The sequence below is a fragment of the bacterium genome (assembly GCA_035945995.1).
Lineage (GTDB): Bacteria > Sysuimicrobiota > Sysuimicrobiia > Sysuimicrobiales > Segetimicrobiaceae > DASSJF01.
On the sequence record DASYZR010000044.1, the window covers coordinates 24,205 to 51,063 of the forward strand.

Consider the following 26,859-nt stretch of genomic DNA (forward strand, 5'->3'; position numbering starts at 1 on the left):
CGCTAGGTCTGCGGCGCGACCCCGATGTACTTGAACTGATGCAGGATGTCATCGTCCGGGAATTTCGCATTGCGCAGGATCTGGAACACGCTGACCACGCGGCTGTTGATGTCGCCGTTCTGGTCGAACGAGATCGTGCCCTGCAGCGTCTTCAGGTTCGTCGCCTGAATCGCGTCGCGAACGTTGCTCCGGTCGGGGGTCTTGCCGGTCGCGGCCACGCGCTTGATCGCGTCGAGAACGACGAGCGCGGCATCGTACGCCGTGATCGAGTAGTCACTCGGCTGCTTCCCGTACTTCGCCGCGAACTTCTTGACCCACGGCTGCGCCGCGGGGTTTTCGGTGAGGTGCGGGCCGGCGATTGTCGCATACCAACCCTGCACCGCCGGGAATCCGGCGCCCTTCAGGAGCGCCCCGCTGTACATCCCGTCACCGCCGCCCTTGAGCATCTTGGGGACGACGTCGTAGGCCTGCTTCGCCAGCTTCGCGCCGGCCTGGTCGACGCCGCCGTAGTAGATGGCGTCGGGATTCATGCCCTTGATCTTGGTCAGCACGGTCGTGTAGTCGGCTTCCTTGGGGTTCAGCTGGTCGCGGCCGATCACTTTGATGCCCTTCGCCGCCGCCTGCTTCTGGAATGAGTCGGCGATGCCCACGCCGTAGGCGCCCGAATCGTCGAGCACGTACACGGTCTTCACGTGGAGGGTCTCGGCGTAGTAGTTGGCCATGTTCGGCCCCTGGTACGCGTCCGTGGTCACGGTCCGGAAGTAGACCGCCTTGCCCTTCGGCCGGTACTGAGACGCGAACTTCGGGTCCGTGATGTCCGGGTTTGTCGAACTCGGCGTGATCGTCGCGAGGTCGGCTTGGCTCAGGATCGCGGACATCGCCTTGCCTTCGCCGCTCATCTGGGGCCCGATGTTGGCCACGACGCCCACGTTGGCGACGAGCTTGCGGGTGTTGGTCGCCGCCTGCGCCGGATCATATTGGCCGGCGGTGGCGGTGCCCGAGTCGAGCACGATCGCTTCGATCTTGTAGCCGGCGACGCCGCCCTTCGAGTTCGCGTCGTCGATCGCGATCATCGCCCCGTCCTTGATCAGCTCCGCGTCCTCCGCGTCCGCGCCGGTCAACGGCAGGGTGATGCCGACATAGAGTGTCTTGGCCTGGGCCTGCGTGCGCGGCAGGCCGCCGAGCATGGCCGTGGTCACGACCAGGACGGCCGCAACAACCAACCCGAGCACACGATGACGCCACGTACCTACCATAAATGCCCCCTCCCCTATTCGGCCGCCGGTTCCGCCGCCCCGATGCGGCGACGGCTGTCGGCCGAGTTTCGCATGATTCCGCCATCCGCGCGACTTCTCCTCCGTGAAAGCACGCAAAATATGCGCCGTTTGTTCATTTGGGGATCACAATTGGATCACGCCCCCACGCCATACTTGGATCGTGCCTTTCCGCGAACGTACGTTTGACGTCTCCCCCGCCGCTTCTTACTATAATGGAGGTCGCGCAACACCATACCGTCCCCGCGGCGATGAGTCTACCGCTTTCGGCCGGATCCCCGTGACAACCCGGGGCGGCCCTGCGTCCGACGCCTCGTCTGTTGGGTCATTGGGAGGTAGGAATGAACCGTCGTACGCTTGTCCGTATTCTGCCGTTCGCCGCCCTCGCCACGCTGCTCGCCGCGGTGGCCCTCCCTCGGGTGCACGCCGCCGCCGAGGCGACGTTTACGATCGTGGCCAATCAGACGGCCGCCAACGGCGGCCAAAACTACAACGGCACGGCCAAGGGCCGGCTCACGATCACCGTGGCGCCGGGGACGGCCGTCCACATCAAGTTCACGACCGACAAGAAGGCCGCCCTGCCGCACAGTTTGCAGGTGATCGCCCTCAAGGGCACCGCCCAGGCCCCGGTCCTCCCGGCGCAGGCGGAACCGCAGCCCGCGTTTAAGGGTGCCGAGACGCCGAATCCGACGCAGGGCACCCCGCCGGGCAAGACCGACGACGTCCGGTTCACCGCGTCCAAGGCCGGGCACTACCTCTTCGTCTGCGGGTATCCCGGACACGCGCTGCTCGGTATGTACGGCACGTTCAACGTGACGCAGGGCGCCAAACCCAGTCTCGCCGTCAAGTGAACGGCGCGCTTGCGCGGATCGTCCCAGGTAGGGAAGCGCACCGCCCGGGCCGAAGCGCTCCGACCCGTGGCACGTACGAGTCGATGAGTTCCCCGGAGGATCGTCGCAGATGGAACCAGGGGTAACCGTGCCGCGCGACGAGCGGTCCGCGGGGCGGTGGATGGGTGCGTTGATTCTGTTCATCCTCGCCGCGGGCGTCGTCTCGTTCATCGTCGCGGCGCACATCTGGTGGCTGCAGCCGCTCGCGTCGCGACAGGGCCTCTTCGCCGACGAGATGTTCGACGCCATTCTCGTCGCCACCGGCATTGCGTTCATCGCCGTGCACCTCTTCGTCGCGATCGCGCTGATCCGGTACGCGGCGCACGGCCGCCGGCCCGCCGCGCACTGGCACGAGCACCTCGGCGCGGAGCTCACGTGGACGCTCGTCCCCGCGGCGGGGCTCATCGTCCTGGCCATCTTCGCGGAGATCGTCTGGGCGCACGTGTACAGCGCCCCGCCCGCCAACGCGCAGGTGGTGGAAGTGACGGCCCGGCAGTTCCTCTGGTACGTCCGGTACCCGGGCCCGGACGGCAAGCTGGCGCGCACGGATCCGAAGTTCATCAGCGCCGGGAACCCGCTCGGCCTCGATCCGGGCGACGCGGACAGCAAGACGAACCTCGTCCTCACGAACGACCTGCACGTGGTGAACAATCGCCCGGTGCGCGTCGTCATCCATTCCCTCGACGTGATCCACAGCTTCTTCCTGCCGAACTTCCGCGTGAAGCAGGACGCGGTGCCCGGCCGGACGGAGTCGGTGTGGTTTACGCCGGACCGCACCGGCACGTTCCAGATCGCGTGCGCGCAGCTCTGCGGCGTCGGCCACTATACGATGCGTGGTAACATCGTGGTGGAACCCACCCAGGCCGCGTTCGACGCCTGGCTGGCGACACAGGGCACACACTAGTGCCGTCCCGCGCTCTGCGCCGGGGTCCAACGCAGCGAATCAACTTGATGTCAAGGAGTCGCGCCTGATGGATGCGCTTGCGGTGCACGAAGGGGCTGCCGCCCACGAGGCCCACGCCGAGAGCTTCGTCCGCCATTACATCTTCAGCCTCGACCACAAGATGATCGGCAAGCAATACTACTTCACGACGCTGTTCATGGCGCTCATCGGCGGCGCGCTCGCGATGCTGATGCGGCGGCATCTCGGGTGGCCCGAGCAGGGCACCCTGGATCCCGGCCAGTACCTGGCCGCGGCGACGATGCACGGCACCATCATGATTTTCTTCTTCCTGACGTCCATTCTGACCGGAGCGTTCGGCAACTTCCTGATCCCGCTCATGATCGGCGCCCGGGACATGGCCTTCCCGTTTCTCAACATGGTGTCGTTCTGGACGCTGGTGCCCGGCGTGCTCGTGCTGCTCTCGTCCTTTTTCGTCCCCGGCGGCCCCGCCGGCGACGGCTGGACGTCGTACGCGCCGCTGTCGGCGGTCTCCAAGTTCTCGCCGGGGTCCGGGCTCGGCCAGACGCTGTGGGCCATCTCGATTCTGTTCGTGCTGTTCTCGTCGTTGTTCGGCTCGCTCAACTTCCTGACCACGATCATCAACATGCGGGCGCGCGGGTTGTCGATGGGCCGGATCCCGCTCACGCTGTGGGGCATCTTCATCACCGCGATCCTGGCGCTCTTGTCGTTTCCGGTGCTGACCGCGGCCATCGTGATGCTCATCCTCGACCGCACGGCCGGCACGAGCTTCTTCGTCCCGCCGAACCTGCTGGTCGCGGGACAGGTGCTCGGCGGCAAGAACGGGGACGCGCTGTTGTGGCAGCACCTGTTCTGGTTCTTCGGCCATCCGGAGGTCTACATCCTGATCCTCACGCCGATGGGCATCGTCTCCGACGTCATCTCGACCTTCTCGCGCAAGCCGATCTTCGGCTACAAGGCGATGGTGCTGTCGCTCTCGGCGATCGGATTTCTGAGCTTTCTCGTGTGGGGCCACCACATGTTCGTGAGCGGCATGTCGCCGCTGCTCGGCGCGGCCTTCATCGGATCGACGATCGCGATCGCGGTACCGTCCGCGATCAAGACGTTCAACTGGTGCACGACGCTGTGGCAAGGCCGGCTGCACTTCACGTCCGCGATGCTGTTTGCGATCGCGTTCGTGTCGCTGTTCGTCACCGGCGGCCTCAGCGGGATCTTCCTCGCGACCGCGCCGGTCGACATCTACCTGCACGACACGTACTTCGTGATCGCGCACTTCCATTTCGTCATGGCCGCGGCCGCGCTGTTCTCGATCTTCGCCGGCACCTACTATTGGTTTCCCAAGCTGTTCGGCCGGATGATGGACGAGCGGCTCGGCAAAATCCACTTCGTGTTCACGTTCCTCGGCATCTACATGACGTTCTTCCCGATGCACTTCCTCGGGTTCATGGGGAACAGCCGCCGGCTCTACAGCACCGCGGCCTACCCGTTCCTCGACCGCGCGGGGCCGATCGACATCTTCATCTCCCTGAGCGCGTTCATGCTGGGGGCGGCGCAGGTCGTCTTCATCTACAACTTCTTCAAGAGCCTGCTCCATGGGCCGGTCGCGGAGCAGAATCCGTGGCACGCCAACTCGCTCGAATGGGCGGCGCCGTCGCCGCCGCCGCACGGCAACTGGGGGCCGTCCCTGCCGGTCGTCTACCGCTGGCCGTATGATTACTCGGTGCCGGACGCGCCGGCGGACTACAGCCCGATGTGGCAGGCGGACCCGGTGCCGGCGGGCGGCGCGTCCCCTGCGGGGGACGGCGGCGGGGAGTAGGTGGACGCGATGACGACGCAGGCCCTGAGGACGCGCCCGGCATCGGCCGGACGCGGAACGGCCGGCGTTCGCCGGGGCCTCGGCCCGGCCGGCCGCGGCGCGGAGCCGGCTGCCGCCGGGCCCGCGGTCAGCACCGCGGTGATCGGCGTGGCCGCCGCCCTGGCCGCCGTGGCCATGCTCTTTATCGCCTTCACGACGGCCTATCTCGCGCGGCGGCAGGAGCCCGGATGGGGGACTATCGGCATGCCGCCGATCCTCTGGCTGACGACGGCGATCCTCCTCGCCAGCAGCGGCACGCTCGAGTGGGCGCGCCGCCGGATCGCGGCCGGCGATATCCGGGGTCTGCAGCGCGGGCTCTCGGTCACGGCCGGGCTTGGCGGCGCCTTTCTCGCCGGCCAGCTCATCGCGTGGCGCTCGCTCGCGGCGCAGGGCGCCTACATCTCGAGCAATCCGCACAGCGCCTTCTTCTACATGTTGACCGGTGCCCACGGCGCGCACCTGCTCGGGGGACTGGGAGCACTCGGGATCATCTTGTGGAAGGCGTACGCCGGCCGGTACGGCGTGGCCTCGTACGCGGGGGTGAACGTCTTCGCGCTCTACTGGCACTTCATGGACCTGCTGTGGCTCTATCTCTTCGCCCTGCTCTTTATCGCGTGACGGCGGCAGCGGGAGGCGGGGATGGCGGCAACTGAGACCCGGAAGGAACCGGGCGCCCTGGCGGCGCGCTGGGGCGGCGGACGGTCGCCGTGGGACGTCAGCTGGGGCAAGCTGATGATGTGGCTGTTTCTGGCCTCGGACGCGATGACGTTCGCGGGCCTCCTCGTCGCGCTCTGGGCGGCCCGCTTCAGCGCGCCGGCCTGGCCCCATCGGGCGGAGATCTTCAACATCCGGCTCGTCGCCGGCATGACCGCCATCCTGATCTTCAGCAGCACCACGATGGCCCTGTCGGTCTTCATGATGCGCCGCCGGCAGCGTCCTCCGGCGGTGCGGTTCCTCACGGCGACCGTGATCGCGGGCGCGGTCTTCGTCGGCCTCCAGGCCTTCGAGTGGTCGCACCTCATCGCCGACGGCGCCGGGCTCGCCGGCAACCCCTGGGGCGTGGCTTCGTTCAGCTTCACCTTCTTTACCATTACGGGCCTGCACGGCCTGCACGTCCTGGGCGGCGTCATCTACCTCTGGGCGATGGCGGTGAAAATCGCCAAGGGCGGGTCCTCCGAAGACGGCCTGGAGATCGCGGGACTCTACTGGGGATTCGTCGACCTCGTCTGGGTCTTCATCTGGCCGTCAATCTATTTGTTATAAGCGTATTGACCAACACGTTTTGATAGGAGGCCGACCGATGAGCGATCCGCACGCGGGCCATGGGGCGCCGGACGACGCCGCAGGCGTGCACGCCGTGCCGCTTCCCGAAGGGGTGACGCGGAGCTATGTGATGGCCTTCATCCTCCTCCTCGTCCTGACGGCCATCGAGGCGAGCACCGTGCTCGTCTTCAGCCTGCCGGCCGCCGTCCGGGTCACCGTGTTGCTCATCTCCGCCTCGATCAAGGCCCTCCTGATCGGCGCCTACTACATGAACCTCAAGTTCGAGCGGGTGGCCATGGTGGGTATCGCCGTGTCCCCGCTGCTGCTCGCCGTCCTGATGTTCTTCATGATCGCCCCGGACGCCGCCCAGCGGCTGGGGGTGCGTTGACAGAATCGCACCGTGTGACCGGCGGCGAGATGTTCGTCATCGTCGAGGGGGAGGCCGCGGTGAGGACGCCGTCGGGCGGACCGCCGTCCTCGGGGCCGGGGACCAGCGGCACGTAGCATCGGCCCCACTTAGGGGGGCCGGGCTCCTCCCTCTCGTCTGCCGCGCGTGAGAGGAATGGCCGCCGGCGCAATGAATGTACAGCCGGAACCGAGGGGGGATGCGCGCATGACGTTGCGGCGGGCCTCATCCAAGGTCGCGGTGTTGGAAAAACTTCCGTTGTTCGCGGGGCTCTCCCAAAAGGACCTGGAGCAGGTGTCCCGGCTGGCGAAGGAGGTCGACGTCCCGGCCGGACAACAGATCGCGGCGGCGGGTGAGGCCGGTCGCGAGCTGTTCATCATCGTGGACGGGCGGGCGCGGGTGACGACCAAACAAGGCCGCACCATCCATTTGGGCCCGGGCGACGCGTTCGGCGAGATGAGTCTCATCGACGGCGAACCCCGGTCGGCCGACGTGCGGGCAGCCACGGCGATGCGGCTCCTGGCGGTTGGATACCGGGAGTTCTGGCAACTGATGGACGACTATCTGCCGATTGTCCGCAAGATCACGCGTGCACTCGCCCGGCGTCTGAGGGACGCGGAAAGATCACCCCTGGCCTAAGGAGCGTCGGCGGGCCACTCGGCCCGCGGGCCTGCTAGCGGGTACCGTCGTCGTCCTGAAGACGATTGGCCACGGTCTCCAAGAGGCGGATCGCGATGCTCGGATTCGAGACCACGATCCCCTTGAAGTCCCACCGCGTCAGGGCCAGGCACGTCGTCGGATCCTTCGCCACGACCGTCGCGGTGCGGGGCGTTTCGCGGATCAGGGCCAGTTCACCAAAATATTCGCCCGGACCGAGGGTGGCGATCGTGCGGTCCCCTCGTTTGACCTCGGCCCGTCCATCGATGATCAGGTAGAACCCGTGGCCCGGCTCCCCGACCGACACAATCGTAGTACCGGCGTCGAACCGCCGCTCCTTCGCGCTGTCGGCGATACGCCGCAGGTCGGCGTCCGAGACTCCCTCGAACAACGGGACCTTCTTGAGTTGCTCCGCGTGGCCGGCCACGATGCTCCTCCCTTGCGTTCGGATCCGACGGTCGAGGCGTTACCTGACAGCAGGTCCGGGTGTTTGCTGACGCGCGTGAGGATTCCTCCTCGCATGGCGTTTGTCTTCGCGGTGGCGGGAATCCGCCGGAAGGTGGTAGCCGCAGGCTACGACGAACACCGCCGGTGTGAGTGAGGAACGACGGATCGTGACAGTCCTATTCGCCGACGTGACCGGCTCGACGGCGCTGGGCGAGTCGATGGATCCCGAGGACACCCGCGCACTGCTGGGACACTACTATGCCATCGCCAAGGAGGTCGTCGCGGCCCACGGCGGTAGCCTGGAGAAGTTCATCGGCGACGCTGTGATGGCCGTGTTCGGTTTGCCCCGCGCCCACGGAGACGACGCGCGCAGGGCGCTCTCCGCGGCGCTCGAGCTCCGCGACCGCGTCCGCGCCGATCCCGACCTCGGAGAGCAGATTCCCATCCGTATCGGCGTGAACACCGGCGAGGTCGTCGCCTCACGCGACCGGTCCGCCGGCGATTTCCTCGTCACCGGCGACGCAGTCAACGTCGCCGCCAGGCTGCAGCAAGCCGCGGAGCCGTGGACCATCCTGTGCGGCGAGCGGACGGCGCATGCGGCCGGGGTCTTGTTTGCGCTCGGCCCCTGGATCGCCGTCGAGGCCAAGGGAAAGCGCGCCCCGATCCGGGCCGCGCTCTTGCTCGATCGATCGAGCGCGGCGGTGGCGGCACAAACGCCGCTCATCGGCCGGGCCGATGATCTCTCGCAGCTCGAACTCATCGCTCGCCGGGCATTTGGGGAACGGCGGCCCTTCCTCGTAAGCCTCATCGCCCCGGCGGGCACCGGGAAAACCCGGCTGCTGGAAGAGTTCCTCGAGCGCCTCCCCCGCGTCGCCCCCGGCGCCGCGGTAGCCATCGCCCAGTGTCTGCCCTACGGTCAGCGTCTCACCTACTGGCCTCTACGCGCCGTCCTCTGTCGTCTAGTCGGCGTCGAAGAAGAGGGAGAGCCCGGGGCCATCCGAGAGGCAGTCCGCGTCTGGCTCCGCGCCCATGGGAGCGCGCAGCCAGACCGCACCGGCGACCTACTCGCGGCCACGGTCGGTTTTGGGGATTCCGAGATCGCCGACCGCGCCGCCCTACTGGCCGCGTGGCGCACTACTGTTGAGGTTGCATCGCGACGGGCGCCGCTTGTGCTCGTCTTCGAGGACCTGCACTGGTCGAGTGACAGCCTCCTCGACCTCGTCGAGTTTGTCATGCAACCGCGGGGGGAAGCCGCCGTCATGATGATCGCTCTCACGCGGCCTGAGCTGCTCGAGCGGCGGCCCGCGTGGGGCGGCGGGCGGCGCAACTACGTCTCGCTCGCCCTCGAGCCCTTGCGCGATACGGAGGTCGGACGGCTCGTCCAGTATCTGCTGCCGGCGCCTTCCCCCGAGGTCGTCGCGAGAATCGTCACCCGTGCCGAGGGTAACCCGTTCTACGCCGGGGAGCTCGTCCGGTCGCTGATCGACCGGGTTGGACCCTCTGGCGACGGCGCCGCCGTCGACCTGGCGCTCGCGACGCTGCCGGACACCGTCCAGGCGACGGTGCTGGCACGGCTCGACTTGCTGCCACCCGACGAGCGCCGGACCCTACAGCTAGGGGCCGTCTTCGGCCGGGCCTTCCGGTCGGACGGCGTCGCCGCGCTCGGCCCCGAGTTGACTGCGGACATCGACCGGTTGATCGACGCGCTGCTTGCCAAAGATCTCGTGCGCCACGGCGGCGCGGACGATGTGACCTTCCGCCACATCCTGATCCGGGAGGTCGCCTACCAGACGCTGCCTCGGTCCGAGCGCGCGGGCCTCCACGGCGCCGCGGCTGCCTGGCTCGAGGCGCGCGCCCGAAGCCGGGAGGACGCTCTCGCGGAGCTCATCGCCTACCATTACCGGGAGGCGGCCTCTCTCGCGCGCGGTCATGGCGTGGAGTCGGCCGCCGTCGGACGGACCCGGCAGAAAGCCGCCCACTGGCTGGCCCGCGCGGCCGCCATCGCGGCCGCGGGCGCAGCCACGGTGGAAGCCGCCCGGCACCTGCGGAACGCGATCGAGTTCGCCGACCCCGCCGATCTTCCCGAACTGTACGAGCGACTGGGCACCGAGGAACTCGGCTGGAACAGCGCAACCGCGTACATGACAGCCCTTCGACTCTGCCGGGAGCAAGGTGCTCCCCCCGACCGGGAACTCCGCGTGCTCGCGAGGCTGCTCACCCAATACATGCGCTCGCAGGGGTCTATCGCCAACCGGCCGCCGGACGACGAGATGGCCCGGCTGTTCGCGGAGGGGGACGCCCTACTCCGGGCGGCGCAGGACGACCGAGCGGTCGCGCGCTTCCTGATCGCACGGGGCTTCCACGCCTTCTGGCGGCTCGGCAATGTCACGCCCGACGACATCACGGAGTCGGAGATGAGCGGGCGTCGAGGCCTTGAGATTGCAGAACGGCTCGACGATGCGGATCTTCGAAGCGCGGCGCTCGATGCACTCTCGGGATGCGCACAACAGCGGGGGGACTGGACCCGCGCTCGTGAGTACGCCCGCCAGCGCCTGGCGCTGCAAGAGCGTCTCAGCCCTCTCGAGCGGATCGACGCTCATTCCATGGTCGCCTGGTCCTCGTCTCTGCTCGGCGATCTCGACGAGGTCATACGCATCTCCGCCTCAGGGCTTGCGCTGCTCCAGCCGGGGCAGGTGCCGGCATGGGCGCTCCACCTCGTCGTCTGGCGGACCTACGCGCTGACGCTGCGCGGCCTGTGGGACGACGCCCTTGCCGCGGGGGACCGCGCCTACCAGTTGTGGATTGAAACCGGCCGTCCCTCCGCCGGGTACGCGCTCCGCGGCTTCGTCGCCGCGTTGGACGTCGCGCGGGCCCGCAAAAGCGATCAGCTTATCGATCGGTACCGGGACGCCCTGGCCGCGATCCTCCGTGACTTCACCTCCGCCACCGTATGGCGACGCATCGACGGGTTCGTGTCCGGCGATCTCGACGTGGTGAAGACGCAGATGGTGGGTCGATTCGACTTTCAACACATGGGTCTCGAGTATCTCGAACGGGGGCTCTCGTTTGCCTCGGACAGGCGCCAGCCTCCGGCCGCCGAAGTCCTGAGGCCTATCGCCAAGTTTGCCGCCGCGCACGGCTACCGGGCGCTTGAAGGGCAGGCGCGCCGGGCGCTCGGAATCGCCCTTCAAGAGGCGGAGGAACTGGCCGCGGCCCTCGACCTCTTCGAACGGATGGGGGCGACGCCCTACGCGGCGCGGGCACGCTGTGAGCGGGCGCGCCTTACGGGCGACGAGGCCGGCCTCGCCGCCGGCATGCGGGTCCTGACCGAATTGGGAGATCTGGAGCACCTGGAGCGGATCGAGCATTCGCGGGCGTAGACCACCTCGGCTTCCCTAGGGGGTGAGCTCCTCCCACATCTCGACGATCGCGCGGTTCTCCGCCACATTCTCCAGGAACGCCCTGCGCCAATCAGGGTCACTGATCTCCGCGGCACGAGCCATCAGTTCGCGATGGCCGGCCTCGGCGGCTTTCCGGGCCCGGTCCGGTTCGTTGAGGGCATCGAAGACCTCCGCGCAACTTTGGTACACCCACACCGGAAAATACATCCCCCTGGTCCCGTGCGCCTCGAGATAGTCCCAGATGTCCGCGGCATATTGCCGCGCTTCGTCCAGGTGAGCCTGGGCCAAGGCGCAGCGAGCCAGGCCGGCCGAAACTTCAACGACGGCGGCACGCCCGCCGAGATCGGTAAAGATCCCTATCGCCTCCGCGAACCGCCGCGCCGCGCCAGCCGCGTCGCCGGATTGCTCGAGGACGAACCCGAGATAGGTGACCGCCCCCGCCCGACCGTACGCGTCGTTCACCGCCACCATCTCACCGAGCGATTGCTCGAGGACGCGGCGCGCGGTTCTCCCATCATGCAATCGAAAGCACGCGTACCCGAGATTCTGGAGAGCGTACGCTCTCGAACGGCGGGCGCCAACCCCGCCGGCCAACTCCAGTGCCTGCTCCAGCGTCGTCCGAGCCAACTTGTACAATCCCAGTTGCCAGTAGTTCACGCCGGTGTTGACCAGGCCGCGGGCTTCCTGGGCGCGGTTGCCCAGACGATGCCAGATCTCCACTTCCTGGCGGTGCAAGACCAGCGCCTGCGCAACGTCCCCGGACTCGGTATAGTAGATAGCCACGTTCGAAAGGGTGAGTGCGAGAGTCGTCTCATCACCCAGGTCATGCGCGCGGCGGAGCGCCTCCTCCGCCGTCTGCCCCGCGGCGTTGAGCTCGCCGAGGCGCGTTTGCGACGGCACCTTCAATGACAGAGCCCGTACCTCAATTGACGGATTACCTGCGCGCCGCGCGGCGGCGATAGCCTCATCCGCCGCCCGCAACCCCGCTCGATGGTCACCGGTCTTGCGCGCATACTCGGCCTGGCGGTGATAGACTTCCGCCCGCCGGGCATCGTCGTCCAGACTCTCGGCGAGTTCCAGCAGCTCCGCCACGTCGACACGCCAAGCATCCGGCTCACCGAGAATCCCCAAGACCTCTTCGCGCGCGAGCAGCACCAGCCAGCGGCGCTCGCGGTCGACCGGCGGCAGCAGATCCAGCGCGCGATCCAGGAATTTCCTCGCCTCCACGGTGGCGCCGCGTGCCTTGGCGCGGCCGCCTGCCTGTAGATACCGGTCGGCCGCTGCCGTCATGTCACCCGCGCGCTCCGCGTGCTCGCCCAGCAGTCCCGCGAACTCGTCGAGCCGGCCGGCCCTCCGCGCCTGCTCTTCCAGCCATGCGGCGGCGGCCTTGTGCAACTTGGCGCGCTCACGCTTCAGCACGCTCTCATACGTCACGTCGCGCAGCAGCATGTGATGGAAGCTCCATTCCGTGTCGCCTTCAAAGGACGATTCCGGTTGCGCCTCCACGAAGCCGCGCGGCTGCAGCGGCGCGAGGAGCGCATCGGGCCGGCGCACCCCGAGGGCCTCCAGTCCTCCGGCCCAGAAGTTGCGGCCGAAAATCGCGCCCCGCTGCAGCGCAGCCCGTTCCGCGTCGTTCAGGACGCTGAGACGCGTGAACAACAGGTGCTGCAGCGTGGCCGGCAGCGGGGTTTCCCTGAGGCGCGCGGAGACAAAGCCCGACGGATCGCGCGTCCGATCGATGATGCCGCGGTCCAGGAACCAGTTCACCACCTCTTCCACGAAGTAGGGCACGCCCTCGCACCGCTCCACGATCAGGCGCACAACGTCTTCGGGAACGTGCTCGACGGCGCGCAGCAACTCGGACACAAGCTCCCGCGTAGCCTCGTCGGACAGCGGCTGAAGATCCGTCGACACATACCGGGGATGGCGAAGGAGTTCTTCCGGCGGCGTCCATTCCGGCCGCGCCGCGGCCAGCACAAAGGTTCCGTGCGCCCCCTCGTCGGACGGCGCGTCCGCGAGCAATACCTGCACGAGATACTCCCAGGACGACGCATCCGCCCATTGCAGATCCTCGAGCAGAAACTCAACGGGCTGTTCCCGCCGGATCATCTTCAAAACCTCGCGGCTCACCACAAGGCCGCGTCCCTTGACCTGGACCGGATCGCCGCGCATCGCCCCGATATGCGGACTCTCGGCAAACGGCAGGCCGACCAACAGACCGAGCGCGTGTGCGGGTTCGACCGCGTCGGTCTTGCTTAGCTCCTGGAAGCGTTGCACCCATTTGGCCTCGGCCTGGGGAATCGGCGCATCTTCGGCGATCTGGAACCGATCGAACCACATGCGGCGGACCAGCGAAAACGGCTGCCGCGGATCGTCGGCATAGGCGCGGGCCCTGAACAGGCGCACGACCTCCGGTCGCAGCTCCACCCACTCGCGCACATCGTCGAGCAGGCGACTCTTCCCGATTCCGGCGTCTCCCACAAGCTGCGCCCACACGAATCGCCGGTTCTCGACGGCGTCCAGGTAGGCGGCCTGGAGGGCCCGCAGTTCCCGGTCGCGGCCGATGGTCCGCGTTTGGACGCCCGCCACGCCCCGGGCGAGAGTGCGGAACGGCCTCGACTTGGCACGGCGTACGAGATAGGTCTGGATCGGCTCCGGCGCGCCTTTCACCACGAGCGGCGGCTGCGGCGTGACGGAAAACACCCCGCGCACATGCTGGTAGGTGTCGTGGGAAATGAGAATCCCGCCGGGAGGCGCGGCGGACTGCAGGCGCGCCGCCACGTTCATCGCATCGCCCGTCGCGGTGAAACTCTCTTTTCGCATCCGAGCCCAACTCGCCGACCACGACGAGACCGGTGTGGATTCCCACTCGAATCTGAATGGGAGGCGCCCCATTCCACGCCGCGATTGCGCTTTGCGCCTCGAGCGCTGCGAGAATCGCATGCTCCGGATCACGCTCGCCGGAGGCCTCGGCGCCGAAGAGGGCAAGGAGACCGTCGCCGAGATACTGGGCCACCATGCCGTGATGGCCCCGGATGATCGTCCCGATGGCGGAGTGCAATTTCGCAACCGTCTGCCGCCATTCTTCGGGGTCGAGGTTGTGCGCGAGCGCGGTCGAGCCGACGATATCGGTAAAGAGGATCGTGATGACGCGGCGTTCTTCGAACGGCCCGGATTGGGCCGGGACCTCCGTCTCGAGCGCGGCAAGCTGTTGGCGGAGCGCTGCGAGCGCGGGATCGACGACGGCGGCGCCGAGCGTGGCGCGCTGCGTCTCCAAGACCGACATCGCGTGACGCACTTGCTCGAGCCGACGCTGCAGGGACTCCGTCACGTCACCCCGCCCAGGCGCGGGGCACGAACAGCCGCTCGTGGGTCCGGATCGCGAACCGGTCCGTCATCCCGGCGAGGAAGTCGCACACCGCGCGCTGCACGCTCGTCCGGCCCGACTCGGGGGACTCGCCCATTTCCTCCGGGTGTTCGACGAAATACTCGAACAGTTCGCGCAGCAGCCGCTGGGCCTTGGCGACGTCGGCCTTCGCCGTCGACCCGCGATAGACGCGCTCGAAGAGAAAATCTTTGAGCTCGTTGAGGGCCCCGCGGACCGGCTCGCTCATCTGGATCCGCGGCTGGTCGGTCGACCGCGCCACGATATCCCGGACCGTCGAGTCGACCCACTGCCCCCGGGTCTCCCCGAGGACCGCGCGCACGGAAAACGGAACGTCCCGCTCATCGATCAATCCGGCGCGGATCGCGTCGTCGGTGTCGTGGTGCACGTACGCGATCCGGTCGGCGACGCGGGCCAGCTGGCCCTCGACCGTATGGGGCAGCGCGTCGGCCGGGACGTCGTCGATCGGCGGCAGCGTCTCCAGGTCCTGCGGGCCCTTGGAATGACCGCCGATCCCGTCGCGGACTTCCCACGTCAGATTGAGGCCCTGCTCGATCACCCCGTCCCGCCGCCGGCGGCGCTCGAGCACCTCCACGACGCGCAGGCTCTGCACGTCGTGGCGAAAGCCCCCGTGGGATGCCATCAGCCGGTCGAGGACCTCTTCGCCGGCATGCCCGAACGGGGGGTGGCCGAGATCGTGGGCCAGGACGATGGCCTCGGTGAGATCTTCGTTAATCCGCACCGCCCGGGCGATCGTCCGGGCGATCTGGGCGACCTCCAGGGTGTGGGTGAGCCGCGTCCGGTAATGGTCGCCCTCCGGCGCGATGAAGACCTGCGTCTTGTGCATCAGCCGGCGGAAGGCCTTCGAGTGTACGATCCGGTCGCGGTCGCGCTGGAACTCGGTGCGGATCGGATCGCGGTCCTCCGGGCGGGCGCGTCCGCGCGACGCGGCGCTCCGGGCGGCGTACGGCGCGAGAAGCCGCTTCTCCCACGTCTCCGTGGTCTCGCGGGGGTTCACGACCGGTCTCGCCGCATCCGCTCCGCCCCGTTCCCGCCGTCTGTCTCCCTCTACTCGCAGGCCGGTGGTGCGAGACCGGCCTCACGAGCGGCCGGCACCGGCCGCCCGCGGTCTCACCTGCCGTCTTACTTGTCGCGCTCGGCGCGGGTCCGCCGCTCCCGCAGCGCGGCCTGCGCCGCGGCGAGACGCGCCGTCGGCACTCGGAACGGCGAGCAACTGACGTAGGTCAGCCCCACCTTGTGGCAGAAGTCGATGCTCGCCGGGTCGCCGCCGTGCTCGCCGCAGATGCCGAGCTCGAGATCGGGACGGACCTTGCGCGCCTCCCGCACCGCCATGTCGATCAGCACGCCCACGCCGTCGACGTCGAGAACTTGAAACGGGTTCTCCGGCAAGATCTTGCGCTTGACGTACTCGAGCAGGAACTTGCCCTCCGCGTCGTCCCGGCTGAAGCCGAAAATCAACTGGGTCAGGTCGTTGCTGCCGAACGAGAAGAACTCGGCGATTTTGGCGATCTCCCCGGCCACGACGCAGGCGCGGGGTATTTCGATCATCGTCCCGAACTTGTAGGCGACGCGGACGCCCTGCTCCCGCATCACCTGCCGGGCCAGCGGCCGCAGCCGCTCCTCGACGACCCGCAGCTCGTTCACGTGCCCGACCAGCGGGATCATGATCTCGGCGTGGGTTTTGACGCGGTCCTTGGCGAGGGCGCACGCCGCCTCGAGAATCGCCCGCACCTGCATGTCGATGATCCCCGGGAAGAGCAGGCCGAGGCGAATCCCGCGCAGCCCGAGCATCGGATTCTGCTCGCGCATGCCCTGGACGGCGCGCAGGAGGTGCTCCTTCTCGGCGAGGCCCGCCGGATCGTTCCCGCGGACGCGCAGCTCGACCACCTCGGCCAGCAGCTCGTCGTAGCGGGGCAGAAACTCGTGCAGCGGCGGGTCGATCAGACGGATGACGACGGTCTGCCCCGTCATCGCGCGGAGGATGCCGATGAAGTCCTGCCGCTGCACCGGCAGCAGCTCGTCGAGCGCACGCTGGCGCTCCGCGTCGGTCTCGGCGAGGATCATCCGGCGCACGATCGGCAGGCGCTCTTCTTCGAAGAACATGTGCTCCGTCCGGCACAGCCCGATGCCCTCGGCGCCGAACGCGCGGGCCCGCTCCGCGTCCCGCGGGTAATCCGCGTTGGCCCACACGCCGAGGCGGCGCGTCCGATCGGCCCAGCCGAGCAGCGTTTGCAAATCGGCGTCGCCGGCGAGGTCGGGGTCGATCGTGCGGATGGCGCGGCCGAAGACCTCGCCGGTCGTCCCGTCGATCGACACGAACTCGCCCTGCCGGATCACGGTGCCGTCCACGCTGAACTGCCGCGCGTCCGGATCGACGCGGATCGCCTCCGCGCCCGCGACGCACGGCTTGCCGAGCCCCCTCGCCACGACCGCGGCATGGCTCGTGGCGCCCCCGCGGGCGGTCAGAATGCCGCGCGCGACGAGCATCCCGTGCACGTCGTCGGGATTCGTCTCGGGACGAACGAGAATTACGGCCTGCCCGGTGGCCGCCAACTCGACCGCCGTGTCGGGATCGAAGACCGCGATGCCGGTCGCCGCGCCCGGCGAGGCGTTGAGGCCCCGGGCCAGCAGCTTCCCTTCGCGCTCCGCGGCCGTCTTGTCGTCCGGATCGAATCGCGGCAGCAGCAGCTGGTAGATCTGCTCCGGCTCCACGCGGAGCAGCGCTTCGTCCTTCCCGATCAGACGCTCGCGCACCATGTCGACGGCGGCCTTGACCGCGGCCTGCGCGGTCCGCTTGCCGTTGCGGGTCTGAAGCATCCACAGCCGGCCGCGCTCGACGGTGAACTCGAGATCCTGGATGTCTTTGTAGTGGCGCTCCAGCATCTGCGCCACCTTGAGGAACTGCTTGTAGACCCCGGGCATCTCGGTCTGCAGCTGGCTGATCGGATGCGGCGTGCGGATGCCGGCGACCACGTCTTCGCCCTGGGCGTTCGGCAGGTACTCGCCGTACAACCCCTTCTCGCCGGTCGCCGGGTTGCGGGTAAACGCGACGCCCGTCGCGCTGTCCTGCCCCATGTTGCCGAAGACCATCGCCTGGACGTTGACGGCCGTCCCGAGGTCGTGCGGAATCTTGTTGAAGTTGCGGTAGTCGACCGCGCGCCGGCCCATCCACGAATCGAAGACCGCGCGGATGGACATCTCGAGCTGTTGCCCGGGGTCCGTGGGAAACGTCACCCCCGTCTCCCGTTTGATGAGCTCCATGAACGCGGCCGCCAGCTCGCGGAGGTCCACGGCGGTGAGATCGGTGTCGAGGTGGGCCCCGACCCGCTGCTTGAGCCCCTCGAGGAGGTGCTCGAACTTGTCGCCGGGGACGCCGAGGACGATCTTGCCGAACATCTGCACGAACCGCCGGTACGCGTCCGCGGCGAAACGCTCGTTGTCCGTGAGCGCGGCGAGGCCGCGCACGGTCTCCGGATTGAGGCCGAGGTTCAGGACCGTGTCCATCATGCCGGGCATCGAGAACTTGGCGCCCGAGCGGACCGAGACGAGCAGCGGGTTCTTGGGATCCCCGAACCGCTTGCCCATCTTGCGCTCCACGATCGCCAGGGCGCGCCGCACGTCCGCCATCAACCCCGCCGGAAACGTCTTCTTGTTCGCGAGGTACGCGTTGCACACGGCCGTGGTGATCGTGAATCCGGGCGGCACGGGCAGGCCCACCCGGCTCATCTCCGCCAGGCCGGCGCCCTTGCCGCCCAGCAGGTCGCGCATCGAGGCGTTGCCCTCTTCGAAGAGCCAGATGGGTTTCATCCCCGCGCGGGAAGCATTGCCGGCTCCATCCCGGCGGCCGGGCGCGCGCCGGGGCTTGGTCCCGAGACGAATGGCCATGAGCGATGTCACCTCACGTGGCGGACTTGTACAGCCTGGGAGACGCCAGACACTTCATGCTTGGGAGACACGCGCCGGCTTTCCTTCCGGACGCGTCTCGGCAACGACGAGGCGCGACAGATCGGCGATCGGCCGCACCAGGCGCACCACCCCGGCGAGCAGGCTCAGGCGGTTGCGCCGGATCGCCTCGTCCTCGGCCATGACCAGCACGTCGGTGAAGAACCGGTCGACCGGGCCGGCGAGCGCCGCGAGACGGCGCAGCCGCCGCTCGTACTGCGCGGTCAGATCGCCCGCCACCGCCCGCGGCGGCGGCTCCCGCCCGTCGAGGGCGGCGCCCGAGACCGACGCGGCGCGGACCGCGTCCAGCAGGTCCTGTTCGGCCGCCGCCGCGATCAGATCTTCCCGGATCTCGGCCTCGAACCCCGGCGGCACGATCCGGGCGGCGCGATCAAACGCGGTGTAGGTGGCGGGAAACTCCGGGGCGCGCCGAAAGGTCCACAGCGCGCGGGCCCGGGCCGCGGCATCCGGCGGCGCGTCCAGCCCGGCGGCGAGGGCCGCGTCGACCGTGTCGTAGCTGATGCCCTCCTCGATGAGCGCGGCGCGCAGCCGCTGGCGCGCGAGGTCCAGCACGGCGTCGAGCACGCGGGCGCGGATCGCGGCGGCGTCGACGCCGTAGGCGTCGAGCGCGTAGCCCGCCAACTCGGAGAGGGTGCTCGGCCACTGCCGGTCGAGCAGGATCGTGACGATCGCACCGGCGGCACGGCGCAGCCCGTAGGGATCCTGTGAGCCGCTCGGCACCAGGCCGGCGGACAGGGCCCCGGCGAGCGTGTCGACGTGGTCCAGCAGCGCGAGGCGCGCGCCGACGGCCGTGCGGGGCAGGACGCCGCCGCGCGGCAGATACTGCTCTTCGATCGCGTCCGCGACCGCGTCCGGCTCGCCGTCGAGGCGCGCGTAGAGCGTGCCCACGGCGCCTTGCAGCTCCGGCAGTTCGCGCACGACGCGCGTCAGAAGATCCGCCTTGGCGAGCAGCGCGGCGCGGTCCAACGCCGCCGCGACCTCCGCGTCGTCCCGAAGGGCCGCGGAAAGGCGTCCGGCGAGCGTGCGAAGTCGTCCCGTCTTCGCGGCCATGGTGCCGAGCGGCTCGAGAAACATCACGTCCTCGAGACCCGGCACACGGGCCTCGAGCGTTTGCGCGCGGTCCGCCTCAAAAAAGAATCGGGCGTCGGCGAGGCGGGCGCGCAGCACCCATTCGTTGCCTTCGCGCACGCCGTCGAGCCCCCGCGTCCCCCCGTTGCGGACCGCGACAAACGCCGGCAGGAGCGCGCCCTCGGCGTTCTCCACGGCAAAGTACTTTTGATGGTGCTGCATCACCGTGATCAGGATCACGCGGGGGAGGACTTCGAAGCCGGCGTTGAAGCGGCCCGCAAACGCCGTCGGCCACTCGACGAGCTGCACGGTCTCCTCGAGCAGCCCGGGATCGAGGATCGGGCGGCCGCCCGCGCTCCGGGCGGCCCGCCGCAGGCCGGCGATGATGCGGCGCCGCCGCTCATCCGGATCGAGCAGCACCCGCGCCGTCCGCACGACGGTCTCATAGTGTTCCGCCGACGGCACGGAGACACGGCCGGGGTGCAGGGTGCGGTGGCTGGCCGTCTCGCGCCCGGCGGCGACGCCGGCGAACGCGCACGGGACGACGTCGTCTCCGAGCAGTGCGAGGAGCCACCGCACCGGCCGCGAGAACCGCACCGTCCCCGCGCCCCACCGCATCGCCCGGGGAAAGGTCAGCCGGCCGGCGAGTGCCGGCAGCAGCCCGGCGAGCGCGGCGACCGTCTGGCTGCCCGCCTCACGCCGCACCGCGTACACGTACTCTCCCTGCGGGGTCGTCCGCCGCTCGAGCGCGGCCACGTCGACACCCTGCGCCCTCGCGAATCCCTCCGCGGCGGCGGTCGGACCTCCGTCGGCGGCAAAGGCGGCCCGCACCGCGGGACCGCGCACCTCGCGAACGTTGTCGCGCTGGCGGAGCGCCACGTCCTCCACGGTCAGGACGAGGCGGCGCGGGGTCGAATAGACGGCGACCTGGCCGGATTCGATTCTGGCTTCCGCCAGCGCGGGCGGAGCGATCTCGCGCAGCTGGCGGGCCCCGTCCCAGGCGGCTGCCGGCGGCAGTTCCTCGGTCCCGATCTCGAATACGAGGCGGGCGTGCCCCGGGCGCCGCGGCCGCGCGGACTCCGCACGGTCAACCGGCATGCGTCTCCTCGTGCAAAAGCGGCCACCCCATCGACTCGCGCTGCGCGAGGTACCGCTCCGCGCACCCCCGCGCGATGACCCGGCAGCGCCCGAGCAGGCTCGCGCGATCGGCGACGCCCACGGCGCCACGCGCGTCCAACAGGTTGAAGGCGTGTGAGCACTTCAAGAGCTGCTCGTAGGCCGGCAGCACGAGGCCGGCCTCGAGCAGCCGCTGCCCTTCCCGATCGTAGGCGTCGAACAGGGCGCGGAGCGTCGCGACGTCGGCCGAGGCGAACGCGTGGGCCGACTGCTCCACTTCCTCCTGCCGCCGGATCTCCCCGTAGGTGATACCGGGCGCCCATTCGAGGTCGAAAACACTCGCCTTTCGCTGGATGAACTGGGCGATCCGCTCCGTTCCGTAGGTCAGCTCCGCCGCGACGAGCGGCAGATCAAGGCCCCCGACCTGCTGAAAGTAGGTGAACTGACTGATCTCTTGCCCGTCGAGGAAGACCTGCCAGCCGACGCCCCAGGCGCCGCCCGTCGGCCATTCCCAGTTGTCTTCGAGGAACCGGAGGTCGTGGTCGCGGGGACGAACGCCGACGGTCTCGAGACTCCGGATGTAGACGTCCTGCACGTCGTCCGGCGAGGGCTTCAGGATCACCTGGTACTGATAGTGCTGGTAGAGGCGGTTCGGATTCTCCCCGTAGCGGGCATCGGCCGGCCGGCGGCTGGGTTGGACGTAGGCGGCCCGCCAGGGCTCCGGCCCGAGGGCGCGCAAGAATGTGGCGGGATGCATCGTGCCGGCCCCGACTTCGACGTCGTAGGGCTGCGCGATCACGCAACCCTGCGCCGCCCAGAATCGCTCCAGGCCGATGAGGAGGTCCTGAAAGGTCACTATCCGACGCTATCCGATGCCGAGCGGTTCTTCTTCGCGTTCCCTCCGCAACGGCAGCTGCGTCAGCACGCTGGCGACCGCGAACGCCGCGAGGCCGACCGCGGCCCACGTCAGCGGCAGTTCGAACACCTTGTCGTCGGTGTGAACCCGCACGATTCCGGGCCGAGTGTTGCGCACGACCTGCTGGGCCTCTTCCAACGCCGAGCCAAAATGGATCAGCGCGCGCTTCGCCCGCTCGAGATCGATTTCCAAAGGGATCACCTCCGTGGGTCTATCTTATCATGCCCCACCGTCGCTTCCTACGGCGGCAGGAGCCCGATCGTCGCCAGCACCGCACGCCGGCCGCAATGGCCAGGAGTGTCGCGACGGTGAGGCCGATATCCCAATGCACAGAGAACGAGCGCGCTATGCGCGTGGTGCGGCGGCACGGGGTGCGACCGCCTGCCTGAGCCGCGCGATCACCGCCGGGGCGCGGAGCCGTCCGTCGAGGTGGTACTCGAGATGCTGCTGCACGAGCCGAGCGAGGTCCCGGCGCTGACGGTCTGGCACCCGCAGCCTGCGGGCCCGGTCCGCGGAGACGCGGAGCAGGTAGCCGCCCGTCGCCAAGATCCCCGGCGCCACGCGGACCGCCCCGGCGACGTCCGCGGCACACGACGGACATAGGGCACCGCCCGCGGCCGGGCTGAACGCCCACGTGGCGGCGCTACGGCCCGCCGGATCCCCGGCCGGCAGGGCGCGGCCGCACGCGACACATTGCGCCATCTCCGGGCGATACCCGAGGCTGTCCGCGAGATGCAGCGAAAACCACAGGGCGTACACCTCGGCCTCGTCCTCCGTGGCCTCCTCGATCACGGCGAGCGCGTCGAGGACGGTGTCGAACACGTCCGGATGGCGATCGCGCTCCGGCAGGAACCGGTCCACCAGCTCCGCGACGTAGGCGGCGTACGCGCTGCGCAGCAGATCCTGCTGGAGCCCCGGGAACGCCCGCACGGACTCCGCCTGGGCCACGACGTCCAGCGTCCGGCCGCGGGCGAGCAGAAACCGGCCGTGGGTATACGGTTGGACCCGGCCGCCGAGCCGGCTCGTCGTCTTGCGGACGCCGCGGGCCGACACCCGCAACTTGCCGTACTCGCGCGTGAAGAGCGTCAGGATCCGGTCGGCTTCCCCGACAGGCTGATGGCGCAGGACGTTCGCGTCGGCCTTATAGACCGGCACGATCGTACCGAGCCCCTCCAAACGGCCGCGGGAGCAGATCGGCGAGGCGGACGACCTCCGGCGGGCCGCTCGGAGGGGCGAGGATCACCGTGACGACCCCGAACTCCGCCATGACCTGACGGCACGCGCCGCACGGCGTCAGGCCGGCCGGCCCCGCGATCGCAACGGCGCGCAGGCTCCGGTGACCGGCGGCGACGGCGGTCTGCAGCGCCACCCGTTCCGCGCACTGCGTCAGACCGTAGGAGGCATTTTCGACGTTCGCCCCGGCGTACATCGAGCCGTCCCGGGCCAGCACCGCCGCCCCGACGGGGAACCGTGAATAGGGCGCGTAGGCGCGCCGCCGCGCGGCGCGGGCGGTCCGGACGAGCCGGCTGTACTCCGCGCGCCCGCGTGATATCTTCGAGGTCGAACCCTGTCGGATCGGAGACGACGGCATGCAGACCCCTCGCAAGGTCGACTCAGGTTTCGCGGCTGCGGCGGCCAATCCCCGCACCCAGCATCCGTACCATATGTACGATGCAATACGGCAGCAGCCGGACGCCTTCGCGGCGGTGGCGGCGCGCACGGCGCCCGCCGCCGACGCCTTCGTGCCGCGGCTCGCCCGCTGCGACCGCCTCTACCTCGTCGGCATCGGCACCTCCTACCATGCCGCGCTCGCCGGCGAGCACCTCGTACGCACGTACGGCGGCGATCTTCCCGTGCAGGCCGTGCACGCCTTTGATTTCGCGCTGTACGGGCCGCGGCTCAGCCCCCGCGATGCCGTCGTGACGATCACGCATCGCGGCACGAAACGGTACACGCGCGACGCGCTTGCGCGGGCACGCGAGGCCGGCTGCACCACCGTGCTCATCACCGGTGAACCCCAGACGGACGGGGGTGACCGCGCGGACGCCGGCCTCGTGCTCCACACCGTGGCCCAGGAACGCTCGTCCGCGCACACGGTCAGTTACGCCGGGGCCGTCGCCGCGCTCGGCGTGCTGGCCGCCGGGGTCGGGCGCGCGCGGCTCGGGCGTGCGGCGCTCGACCCGGCCGTGCTCGAAACCGGCCTGCCCGCCGCCCTGAGGGGCGCGCTCGATCTCGAACCTGACATCGCGGCGCGGGGCCGCGCGCTTGCCTCGAGCCGGCGGATCTGGCTCATCGGCGGCGGGCCCGGGGCCGTCGCCGCCGCGGAAGGCGCGCTCAAGATCAAGGAGACGTCCTACCTCACCGCCGAGGGCATGAGCGCGGAAGCGATCCTGCACGGACCGTTCCAGTCGAGCGAGCCCGACGACCTGTTCGTCCTTATCGCGCCCGCCGGTCCGGCGCAGCGCCGCGTGGCGGACGTGGCCGGGGCGATCCAGGAGATCGGCGCCCCCTGGATCGTCGTCGACGACGGGACCGCCACAATGCCGGACGGGCCGACCGCGCGCTGGAGCGTCCCGCCCGTCCCGGAACCGTTCACGGCGCTCACGTGCGTGGTCCCGGTGCAGCTGTTCGCGTATCACCTCGCCGTCGCCCGCGGGACCAACCCGGACAGTTTTCGCCTCGAAGACCCGCGGTTTGCGAGGGCGTACCGGCGCGTGACGCTCTAAAGCGGGGAGGGCGGCGCAGGTCTCAGGCGCCCGCGGCGGAGCCCCGGGTCGGCATCGTCGCTTCCTCCGCCGGCCTGCCCCCTGTGGGGGGCGGCGCCGGCGGCGTCGACCGCGTGATCCGGACCTTGGTGATGCGCTGGCCGAGCGCCCGCTCCACCCGCAGTTCGGCGCCGGGCACCGACACGGTCTCACCCTGGACGGGCACGCGCCCGGCCAACGCGTACACCAGACCGGCGATCGTGTCCACTTCCTCGACCGGCAACTGCAGCCCGAGAATCTCGTTTACTTCGTCGATCGGCGTCCGGCCGTTTACGACGGCCGTGCGGTCGTCGATCAGCTGTATCGGCTTCTCCTCGAGATCGTACTCGTCCTGAATCTCGCCGACGATCTCCTCGAGCAGGTCCTCCATCGTGACGAGCCCGGCGGTGCCGCCGTACTCGTCGACGACGATCGCCATCGAGACCTTCCGCCGCTGCAGCTCCCGGAACAGCTCGTCCACCTTCTTGGCTTCCGGCACGAAGAACGCCGGCCGCAGGACTTCGCGGACCGGCTGGTCGAGCCGGCCCTGCCGGAGCGCCGGGAGGAGATCGCGGACGTAGACGATGCCGATGACGTGATCGATGTTCCCTTCGTACACCGGGATCCGCGAGTGGCCGTACTCCATCACGAGACCGAGGGCCTCGTTGATGGTCGCCCTCGCCGGCACCGCGACGATGTCGACGCGCGGCCGCATGACCTCCCGCACGAGCGTGTCCCCGAACTCGAAGATCGAGTGGATCATCTCGCGCTCTTCTTCCTCGATCACGCCCTCCTCTTCCCCGACCTGGACGAGGAAGCGCAGCTGATCCTCCGTCACGAGGGGGGCGCGCGGCGTGATCGCCCCGCCGAAGGGGCGCGCGATCGCCGTCCCGGCGAGGGAGAGCAGCCGGACCAGCGGCGTCAGCACGAGGCTCACCGTCCGCACGGGTCCCGCCACGCGCAGGGCAAACCGGTCCGCGTACCTCACCGCGAGCGTCTTCGGTGCGATCTCACCGAGGATCAGAACGAGGACCGTCGCGCCCACGAAGGCCACGAGCTCCCCGGTCCGGCGGCCGAGGAGGCTGAGGGCGATGGACGTCGCCACGACGGACGAGCCGACGTTGGCGATGGTGTTGCCGGCGAGCAGCGTCGTGAGGAGGTTCCCGGGATCTTCCAACAACCGGTGGGCCACGCGCGCACGGCGGTCGCCGGCGTCGCGCAGCCGGCGCAGGGCCATGCGGTTCGCGGCAAAAAGCGCGGTTTCCGCGGCGCCGAAGAACGCGCCGCAGAGGATCAGTACGCCGAGGGCGGCAAAACGAAGGCCCACGATCCCTACCCTTCAGCCGCGGCGCCGGTATGTGCGCGGGGATGCGGGCCGGTGCGCACAGGGCGAGTCATCAATACGATTATTATATCCAACGCCCGTCATTATACCATTTGTGCCGGCAGGTCCGCGGCGCGGCGGCTCAGGGCTCGGACCCGCCGCCGTCCCCTGCGGTGGGACTTTCGCGCGCGGCGATCGCGAACACGATCAGGCACGCGGTCCCGAGCGCGGCGGCGGCGCGTCCCGCGATCGGGGCCGCCGGCCAGACGTGGGGCAGCGCGACGAACACCCCCAGCGCCACGGCACTTCCGGAGGCGACGAGCACCGCCCCGGCCGACACGTCCTTGACGGCGCCGGCGCGCGGATCGTCGCCGGGAGACACCAGATCGGTCAGCAGCTCGATCGAGGTGTTGAGCAGTTCCGCGGACAGCACCAGGCCGATCGCCCCGGCCAGCACCGCGAGCTCTAGGCCGGAGAGCCGCGCCGCCGCCCCGCCGAGTAGGACCAGCCCGGCGATCGCGATGTGGGCGCGGAGATTCGGCTGCCGGCGGACGCCCACCCGCACGCCGTGCAGGGCGCACGCGACCGCGGCGCGGAAGGATCGCGCGCGGCGCGCCCCTCCCGGATCCGGAGGCGCCGCCGTCCCGCGAATGCGGGAGGCCGGCCGCACTACCGTCTGTCCCGCCCGCCCCGGCGCGGCGGGTGCGGCGGAACACCCGCGGGAGGCAGCCCGGTATCGAGGATCGTCTCGAGGAGCTCCTTCTGCCGGGCCCACATCGCCGAGGCGGCCGCCTCGGTCTCGTCGTCGTAGCCCAGGAGATGCAGCAGCCCGTGAATCGCCAGCAGCGCGACTTCCCGGCGCAGCGGATGTTTGAACTGCCGCGCCTGTTCTCGCGCGCGTTGCACGGAGATCACGATGTCGCCGAGCACCGGCTCGTTCACATCGTTCTCCCCGGCCCGGCCGTCGTCCGCATCCAGCGGAAAGGCAAGCACATCGGTGGCGTGGTCGCCGCCCCGGTACTCACGATTCAGCATGCGGATGTAGCCGTCATCCACGAGGGCGACGCCGACGTCGGGCGGCGTGCGGTACCCGTGCAGCCGAAGAGCCTGGAGGACCACGGCGCGGATGAACTTCGCGTCCACGGCAAGGTGCTGCAGATTCGTGACGATGACGTCCATAAACGGACCCGCCCGATGTCATTCGGTC

Annotated in this window: 22 protein-coding genes; 9 read left to right on the forward strand and 13 right to left on the reverse strand. The window is 69.4% G+C overall.

The window, feature by feature from the left end; all coding sequences use genetic code 11:
* Window positions 1-2 precede the first annotated feature (2 nt).
* Complete coding sequence (locus VGZ23_03750; protein HEV2356709.1) at window positions 3-1,256, reverse strand: branched-chain amino acid ABC transporter substrate-binding protein; 1,254 nt, start codon at window positions 1,254-1,256, stop codon at window positions 3-5.
* A gap of 359 nt (window positions 1,257-1,615) precedes the next feature.
* Between VGZ23_03750 and VGZ23_03755 the strand changes: the two genes are divergently transcribed.
* From VGZ23_03755 to VGZ23_03785, 7 genes are all read left to right on the forward strand, one after another.
* Entirely contained in the window at window positions 1,616-2,125 is a 510-nt protein-coding gene (locus VGZ23_03755; protein HEV2356710.1) for a sulfocyanin-like copper-binding protein, read from the forward strand.
* Window positions 2,126-2,234: 109 nt separating this feature from the next.
* On the forward strand, window positions 2,235-3,068 hold the full coding sequence (locus VGZ23_03760) for a cytochrome c oxidase subunit II (GenBank protein ID HEV2356711.1): 834 nt from the start codon (window positions 2,235-2,237) through the stop codon (window positions 3,066-3,068).
* A 67-nt stretch (window positions 3,069-3,135) separates the two neighbouring features.
* Window positions 3,136-4,902, forward strand: coding sequence for a cbb3-type cytochrome c oxidase subunit I (locus VGZ23_03765; protein HEV2356712.1), 1,767 nt, complete (start codon window positions 3,136-3,138; stop codon window positions 4,900-4,902).
* A gap of 9 nt (window positions 4,903-4,911) precedes the next feature.
* Window positions 4,912-5,559 carry a cytochrome c oxidase subunit 3 gene (locus VGZ23_03770; protein HEV2356713.1) on the forward strand — a complete coding sequence of 216 codons (648 nt, stop codon included), beginning with the start codon at window positions 4,912-4,914 and terminating at the stop codon, window positions 5,557-5,559.
* A gap of 21 nt (window positions 5,560-5,580) precedes the next feature.
* Entirely contained in the window at window positions 5,581-6,204 is a 624-nt protein-coding gene (locus VGZ23_03775) for a cytochrome c oxidase subunit 3 (protein ID HEV2356714.1), read from the forward strand.
* 37 nt (window positions 6,205-6,241) lie between these two features.
* Window positions 6,242-6,592, forward strand: coding sequence for a cytochrome C oxidase subunit IV family protein (locus VGZ23_03780; protein HEV2356715.1), 351 nt, complete (start codon window positions 6,242-6,244; stop codon window positions 6,590-6,592).
* A 225-nt stretch (window positions 6,593-6,817) separates the two neighbouring features.
* Window positions 6,818-7,249, forward strand: coding sequence for a cyclic nucleotide-binding domain-containing protein (locus tag VGZ23_03785; GenBank protein HEV2356716.1), 432 nt, complete (start codon window positions 6,818-6,820; stop codon window positions 7,247-7,249).
* A 34-nt stretch (window positions 7,250-7,283) separates the two neighbouring features.
* Here VGZ23_03785 and VGZ23_03790 read toward each other — a convergent pair whose 3' ends face one another.
* A complete protein-coding gene (locus tag VGZ23_03790; protein ID HEV2356717.1) occupies window positions 7,284-7,694 on the reverse strand; it encodes a cyclic nucleotide-binding domain-containing protein in 411 nt (136 codons plus the stop codon).
* Window positions 7,695-7,860: 166 nt separating this feature from the next.
* Here VGZ23_03790 and VGZ23_03795 point away from each other — a divergent pair, with 166 nt between their 5' ends.
* Window positions 7,861-11,094: an adenylate/guanylate cyclase domain-containing protein gene (locus VGZ23_03795; protein ID HEV2356718.1), complete on the forward strand. Its 3,234-nt coding sequence runs from the start codon at window positions 7,861-7,863 to the stop codon at window positions 11,092-11,094.
* A gap of 15 nt (window positions 11,095-11,109) precedes the next feature.
* Here the strand turns inward: VGZ23_03795 and VGZ23_03800 are convergent, their stop codons facing one another.
* From VGZ23_03800 to VGZ23_03835, 8 genes are all read right to left on the reverse strand, one after another.
* Window positions 11,110-13,938 (reverse strand): tetratricopeptide repeat protein, encoded by a 2,829-nt coding sequence (locus VGZ23_03800; GenBank protein HEV2356719.1) that lies wholly within the window; start codon window positions 13,936-13,938, stop codon window positions 11,110-11,112.
* Window positions 13,939-14,447: 509 nt separating this feature from the next.
* Window positions 14,448-15,518, reverse strand: a complete 1,071-nt coding sequence (locus tag VGZ23_03805; protein ID HEV2356720.1) for a deoxyguanosinetriphosphate triphosphohydrolase — start codon at window positions 15,516-15,518, stop codon at window positions 14,448-14,450.
* 125 nt (window positions 15,519-15,643) lie between these two features.
* Entirely contained in the window at window positions 15,644-18,328 is a 2,685-nt protein-coding gene (gene ppdK, locus VGZ23_03810; GenBank protein ID HEV2356721.1) for a pyruvate, phosphate dikinase, read from the reverse strand.
* Window positions 18,329-18,460: 132 nt separating this feature from the next.
* Window positions 18,461-20,650: a glycine--tRNA ligase subunit beta gene (gene glyS / locus VGZ23_03815; protein HEV2356722.1), complete on the reverse strand. Its 2,190-nt coding sequence runs from the start codon at window positions 20,648-20,650 to the stop codon at window positions 18,461-18,463.
* On the reverse strand, window positions 20,640-21,524 hold the full coding sequence (locus tag VGZ23_03820; protein HEV2356723.1) for a glycine--tRNA ligase subunit alpha: 885 nt from the start codon (window positions 21,522-21,524) through the stop codon (window positions 20,640-20,642). The genes glyS and VGZ23_03820 overlap by 11 nt, the downstream gene beginning before the upstream one ends.
* Window positions 21,525-21,533: 9 nt before the next feature.
* Window positions 21,534-21,776 (reverse strand): hypothetical protein, encoded by a 243-nt coding sequence (locus VGZ23_03825; GenBank protein ID HEV2356724.1) that lies wholly within the window; start codon window positions 21,774-21,776, stop codon window positions 21,534-21,536.
* Window positions 21,777-21,929: 153 nt separating this feature from the next.
* Entirely contained in the window at window positions 21,930-22,739 is an 810-nt protein-coding gene (recO, locus tag VGZ23_03830) for a DNA repair protein RecO (protein ID HEV2356725.1), read from the reverse strand.
* Window positions 22,726-23,175, reverse strand: coding sequence for a cytidine deaminase (locus VGZ23_03835; GenBank protein ID HEV2356726.1), 450 nt, complete (start codon window positions 23,173-23,175; stop codon window positions 22,726-22,728). Before VGZ23_03835 ends, recO begins: the two co-directional genes overlap by 14 nt.
* On the opposite strand from VGZ23_03835, the gene VGZ23_03840 reads away from it, so the two are divergent.
* Complete coding sequence (locus VGZ23_03840; GenBank protein ID HEV2356727.1) at window positions 23,174-24,310, forward strand: SIS domain-containing protein; 1,137 nt, start codon at window positions 23,174-23,176, stop codon at window positions 24,308-24,310. The two genes, VGZ23_03835 and VGZ23_03840, sit on opposite strands and share 2 nt — an antisense overlap.
* 22 nt (window positions 24,311-24,332) lie before the next feature.
* Here the strand turns inward: VGZ23_03840 and VGZ23_03845 are convergent, their stop codons facing one another.
* The 3 genes from VGZ23_03845 to ybeY form a co-directional block, all read right to left on the reverse strand.
* Window positions 24,333-25,655 carry a hemolysin family protein gene (locus VGZ23_03845; protein ID HEV2356728.1) on the reverse strand — a complete coding sequence of 441 codons (1,323 nt, stop codon included), beginning with the start codon at window positions 25,653-25,655 and terminating at the stop codon, window positions 24,333-24,335.
* Between the two features lie 139 nt (window positions 25,656-25,794).
* Window positions 25,795-26,322, reverse strand: a complete 528-nt coding sequence (locus VGZ23_03850) for a diacylglycerol kinase family protein (protein ID HEV2356729.1) — start codon at window positions 26,320-26,322, stop codon at window positions 25,795-25,797.
* Window positions 26,322-26,831, reverse strand: a complete 510-nt coding sequence (gene ybeY, locus VGZ23_03855) for an rRNA maturation RNase YbeY (protein HEV2356730.1) — start codon at window positions 26,829-26,831, stop codon at window positions 26,322-26,324. The genes VGZ23_03850 and ybeY overlap by 1 nt, the downstream gene beginning before the upstream one ends.
* Window positions 26,832-26,859: the final 28 nt, after the last annotated feature.